Below are 4,881 nucleotides of genomic sequence, written 5' to 3'. Positions count from 1 at the left end.
TGATAAAGTTGCAGGTATTGTGTTTGTAGATTCACCTCACCCAGAACAAATGGATTTAGTTCGAGAAATTGAAATGCCATTAATTTCATCTATAACAAATAAAGCCTCTCAAGTACTTAGCCACTAAATAGTCAAGCCAATTCCAGTCCCTTCACCTTCAACAATTTGCTCAAAAACATCAAAAACACGTTCGTGATCTTTTTGTTCTATACCCAAGCCATTGTCGCAGACAAATAAAGAAATCGCTGTATCTGATAATTCAGTATGAATTTTTACTTGTAGATTCCGCTCAACACTCCGATATTGCAAGGCATTTTTTAATAAGTTATCGATACATTGTGAAAAAAGTGGCTGATGAGTCAAAATGGAGTGTAAGGGTTTAGTTAAAATAAGCTCAGCGTTCAGTATTTTGTTTTTGGTCAACAATCTCTGCCAACTTTTTTCAATAAGGCTAGTTACATCATGAGGTTCTTTAATGACGTCCCCTTTCATGACTTTAGAAAACTCAAGTAGATTGGTGAGCAGATCCCCCATATGCTGAACATTTTTAAGTATTCTACTAAAACGATGCTGCTGTTTTTCGGTAGTTTTAGCCAATAATTCTCTCGCTAACGTGGACGTAAAGCTATTAATAGTGACCAAAGGTGATTTCAAGTCATGCGATACCACAAAAGCAAACTGTTCAAGTTCCTTATTCTTTGCCACTAAGTTACTCGTTAATGATAATGACTTCGAAACAAGGCTATCTTTGATACGGGCAACTTTCTTGAGCTCTAAATGGGCTACAACTTGCTGAGCAATAATGGTTAACTGTTTTTTTTGAATATAGGTCAATTGTGACGGTTTGTTATCGATGACACATAAAGTCCCCAGCCTTAGACCTTCAGGTGTTATCAATGGAGCACCTGCATAAAAAACAACTTGAGCGGGTCCAGTTACTAAAGGGTTATCATGAAAACGTTTATCTTTACGACTGTCTTGTATTTCAAAGATGTCATCCTGATGAATAGCATGCGCACAAAAGGCAATATCGCGCGGAGTCTCTCCTACTTCAAGCCCGTAATGAGACTTAAACCATTGTCGCTTCTCGTCGATAAAAGAAATTAGCACAATAGGAGTACCACAGACACTGGAGACAAGCTCGGTAAGCTGATCATAAGCTAGCTCAGATGGCGTATCTAAAATATTGTACTCATCTAATGCTGCCAAACGTGCCAGTTCATTGTCGGGTATTAAAGCTGATATCATCGAATTCTCGCTCCATTTATATCAAGTTATACGTAAGAGTTAAGTGATATATAAAACCATTAAGTTATGCAATCTGTGCAAGCAACTTTTCTTCTAACATATGTGCTGGCATAGGCTTACCCAATAAATAACCTTGTATCTTATCTATTTTAAGTTCACGACAAACTAATAATTGACTCTCTGTTTCTATACCTTCAGCAACAACAATGAAATCAAGAAGTTTAAGCATAATAGTGACGGCTTCAAGCAAGCTTTTTTTCTTGTTAACGTACGGCTCCTTTTTTTGTAGCGACTTGTCGAGTTTAACGATATCAATAGGGAAGTTATTTAAATGAGCAATAGAAAAAAAACCCATACCAAAATCATCTAATGCTATTTGGAAACCATGAGATGACAATGAATGAAGTGTATCTCGCGTTACTTCATCGTCTTCTAAAAGTGCTGTTTCAGTAATTTCTAAGATGATGGTACTAGGTAAAACTCTTTGCCGTGTTGTTTCGTATATTATTTTTTTAGTTAATTGAGGGTCTTGCAATTGTAAGGCTGAGATATTGATGGACATGGAGAAATCATCAGCAAATTGTCTTTGCCATGATCCTAGGTCAGCTAAAGCAGTCGTAAGTACCCATTGACCGAGATCATGAATCAATCGTGTTTCTTCAGCAACAGGAATAAATTCACCAGGTGTATATGACTTCGGTGAATCAGGCCATCTAATAAGGGCTTCAACACCAATGATTTGAGCGTTATGTGCACAAAACACGGGTTGATAAAATAGTCTAAACAATGATTTACGTTGATTTTCACTTATTTCACTTTGAATCAAAAAACGGCGATTAAATTCATTTTGATAATGCGATTCATAGAATCTTAAAGCGTTTTTACCATTCTGTTTTGCTCTGTACATCGCGATATCAGCACACTTGACCAATTCTACTTGGCTATCCGCATCGTTTGGGTATAAGGCAGCACCCATGCTAATAGTACATTTAATACGATGATCGTCGATTAAAAATGGCTTTTGAAATGAACTTAAAATACGATTGGCAATCATGTTAACTTCTTCGACAGATTGAACATTGGCTAAAGTAATAGCAAATTCGTCACCACCTAGTCGAGCGAAACCATCATTGATTCTTAAGCATTCTTTAACTCTTACAACCAAATCAACCAGTAATTGATCTCCTGCATGATGACCTAATGAGTCATTAACATGTTTAAATTCGTCTAAATCCAAGGCTAGCATACCGACAGATAGCTTTGTTCGGTCACTATTAGCAATCATAAACTTGAGGGTTTCATTAAAGTAATAGCGATTATGTAGACCCGTCAGTTGATCTGTTTCAGCCATATTCTTTAAAGCTAAGTAGCTTTCGTGCAATCGCTGTTCCATTTCAAAGCGTTTTTTAGAGTGTATAATCGCTTGATGGAGTTTGACATGTGATATGTCAATTTTAGAGATAAAGTCTTGTGCTCCAGCTTCAATACAGTTCAACGCAATTGAACTGTCTTGTGCGGCACTGATAACAATAATAGCGGTATTACCAAGATTTAAGCGAGAGCGGATGTCGATAATCATTTCAATACCATTAACTTCAGGCATATGATAATCAAGTAAAATAACGTCAAAGGTTTCAGCTTCAATTAGGGCAAGACCTTTGATGACAGAATCAGCCTCTTCCACTTCATAACTATTTTGTAAAGATGTACTCAACGCTCTTTTTACCAGAGCACTATCAATTTCATCATCATCAACAATCAAAATTCTCATTTAGTACCATCCTAGCATGAACATCTACTTTAAAAATACGAACACAAAGACATCCATAACCTTTTGTGAAAATCTACAAGACAATTGGTACATATTTACATTAGCAACCTAAGTTGATAATGTCTAATTTTCATGGATGTATTCACATTTCATTAATGACATAGGAAAACATATATCATGAAGGTAATGGTAATAGAGGGTAACCCTGACCATTTTGAGATTATTGAAGATGCTTTAGCGTCTATTACGGAAATACATGCTCATGTTGTAAGGTCAGAAACTTTATCTACAGGTGCTGCAAGACTTTCCTCTGAACACTTTGATATATGCCTGTGTGACCTACAATTACCTGATTCAACTATAAGCGAAACTGTACTGTGGTTAAGTTTACAAACTAACCCCTTGCCAATGGTGGTATTGACTTCTGTAAACAGTATTAAAATTGCACAAACTTTGCTGAACAAAGGCGTTCAAGACTATTTATCTAAAGATGAGTTGACACCACAATTACTATATAAAACATGTTATTATGCTATTGAGAGATTTAGGCACCAACAAGAATTTGCTGGATATAATCAAGATATGCAAGCATTTTGTGCTAGCTTATCTCATGATTTTAACGGTCATATTAGTCGTATTATGGGGGTATCTAAGGCATTAAAAGCCGACTTAACCTCAAGGATAGACTGTACTCCTGATGAATTAAAATGGTTTAACTACCTTGAGAAAAGTACAAAAGATGTACATAGCATAGTATCAGACTTACAAAGTTACTTATCTGTAGGCTATGCAAATCAAGTATTCGAAATTGTTAACTTAAAGCTCGTTATTACTAAAGCAGTTATATCACTTAAAGATACAATACAAACTGACTTTAAAGTGAATATACCGGATGAGCTGGCTGATATCTCAGGTAACATTGCTTTGTTACAACTCTTGTTCCAAAATCTAATTGCTAACAGCATAAAATTTAATAATAGCTTACCAATTATCGACATAGCCATGGACGATACTGGTAATTATATTGAAATATTATTGCAAGATAATGGTATCGGTTTCAATCCATTACATGTTAATAAAATATTCTCGCCGTTTCATCGACTAGTTAATGGTAAAAAATTTTCAGGCTCTGGCTTAGGCTTAAGTATTGTTAAGCGCATTATTGAACATCATAGTGGCAGTATAGAAGCTAAATCTGAATTAGGCGTAGGAAGTCTATTTATCTTGAAATTTAAAAAAGTCAAAATAATAGCGTAGAAAACTGTTTAAATTGTTTATTATCACCAAACAGATAGAGATAAAATTAGGTATGATCTTAAAGCAATTTAAACCTTAATGGTTGAAAACAATATTGATCATGCTGAACATGATAGATGCTTTCAGTGATTTTAATATTAAAAATTCAATCGCGTATTTAGTAAATTAACAACAAACGGTTACTTACTTGAGAAATGAAATACCCTAGGAAAATAGTAGTGAATTTATATATCCAGATATTATCTTTCTCAATATTAAAATGCCAAGAAAAGGCGATATAAAAACGTTAAAAATAATTAAAGCCGATATCGCTCTGTGTAGTATTTTAGTGGTGATGATAAGTACGTCAAGTACAGCACTTAAGATAGAGGAATAATATGTTTTAGTTACACAACTGTTGGTAAAACGATTTTATTAGTTATAATTACTAAGTTTTTAAACGCCAGAAAGCAAAAAACCCGTAGCATCAGCTACGGGTTCTTCTAAATAGAAGCCTAGCAATGTCCTACTCTCACATGGGAACTCCCACACTACCATCGGCGCTACTGCGTTTCACTTCTGAGTTCGGAATGGGATCAGGTGGTGCCACAGTGCTATTGTCGCTA

The 4,881-nt window shown here is 35.3% G+C and carries 3 protein-coding genes and 1 rRNA gene; 1 reads left to right on the top strand and 3 read right to left on the bottom strand.

All coding sequences use genetic code 11. The annotated features are described in order from the left end of the window. Nucleotides 1-123: 123 nt before the first annotated feature. Together H4J67_RS19410 and H4J67_RS19405 are read right to left on the bottom strand one after the other, a co-directional pair. The gene (locus H4J67_RS19410) at nucleotides 124-1,248 is read right to left on the bottom strand and encodes an ATP-binding protein (protein WP_182204759.1); all 1,125 of its coding nucleotides are present in this window, start codon (nucleotides 1,246-1,248) and stop codon (nucleotides 124-126) included. Between the two features lie 64 nt (nucleotides 1,249-1,312). Next, complete coding sequence (locus tag H4J67_RS19405; protein ID WP_182204757.1) at nucleotides 1,313-3,019, bottom strand: bifunctional diguanylate cyclase/phosphodiesterase; 1,707 nt, start codon at nucleotides 3,017-3,019, stop codon at nucleotides 1,313-1,315. 177 nt (nucleotides 3,020-3,196) lie between these two features. Here H4J67_RS19405 and H4J67_RS19400 point away from each other — a divergent pair, with 177 nt between their 5' ends. Beyond that, nucleotides 3,197-4,276: an ATP-binding protein gene (locus H4J67_RS19400; RefSeq protein ID WP_182204755.1), complete on the top strand. Its 1,080-nt coding sequence runs from the start codon at nucleotides 3,197-3,199 to the stop codon at nucleotides 4,274-4,276. Between the two features lie 492 nt (nucleotides 4,277-4,768). On the opposite strand, the gene rrf is transcribed toward H4J67_RS19400, so the two are convergent. Continuing rightward, nucleotides 4,769-4,881, bottom strand: a 5S ribosomal RNA gene (gene rrf / locus H4J67_RS19395); the annotation flags it as partial.

The sequence above is a fragment of the Colwellia sp. BRX10-4 genome, from assembly GCF_014077465.1.
Taxonomy (GTDB): domain Bacteria; phylum Pseudomonadota; class Gammaproteobacteria; order Enterobacterales; family Alteromonadaceae; genus Colwellia_A.
Note: the sequence above shows the minus strand (reverse complement) of the source record. Positions and strands in the feature narration are given on the sequence as shown.